Below are 736 nucleotides of genomic sequence, written 5' to 3'. Positions count from 1 at the left end.
TGGCGCGCCAGCCGGCGCTGGCCATAACGGTCAGGGATTACCTTGCGATGGGATGGTCGCCCGAGATCATCGCCGGCCGGCTGGCGCGCCAGCACGGTTGCACGATCATCAGCCCCGAGTCCATCTATCGCTTCGTTTATCACCGCAGCGCCCAGAAGGACTATTGGCATCGCCTGCTGCCGCGCGCCAAGAGCCGCCGCGGCCCCCTGGGCCGGCGCGGCGGCTCCCCGCTCAGGACCTTCAAGGACCGGGTGCCGCTAAGCCAACGTCCCGCTCAAGCACAGGGGCGAACGGTACCGGGCCATTGGGAGGCCGACCTGATGGCCTTCTCGCGCTATGGCCAGGCCGTGCTCGTCACCCATGAACGCAGCTCGCGCCAGCTGGTGATCGAACGGCTCCCCTCCAAAGCGGCCCAAGGCGTCGTCGATCGGCTCATCGCCTTGTTCCAGAGCCTGCCCAAGGCGCTGTGCCAAACCGTGACCTTCGACAATGGTACCGAGTTCGCCTTCCACTACCAGCTCAACGCCATCGGTATCCCAACCTATTTCTGCGACCCGCACGCCCCTTGGCAAAAAGGCGGCGTCGAGAACGCCATCGGCCGCATGCGCCGCAGGCTGCCGCGAAAATCCGACCTGGCAACCATCACCGACGAGCACCTGCAAACCATTGTCGCCCTCTACAACAACACCCCGCGAAAATGTCTCGACTTCCAAACCCCAAATGAGGTCTTCTCCAG

Annotated in this window: 1 protein-coding gene; it reads left to right on the top strand. The window is 64.5% G+C overall.

Going from position 1 to position 736, the window contains the following annotated elements:
- Positions 1-736, top strand: a 736-nt coding sequence (locus C8264_RS21935) for an IS30 family transposase (RefSeq protein WP_108463108.1), incomplete at both ends; no start/stop codon positions are given.

The organism is Devosia naphthalenivorans (assembly GCF_003056355.1).
In the GTDB taxonomy this organism is placed as follows: domain Bacteria; phylum Pseudomonadota; class Alphaproteobacteria; order Rhizobiales; family Devosiaceae; genus Devosia; species Devosia naphthalenivorans.
This window is presented reverse-complemented; position numbering and strand designations above follow the sequence as displayed.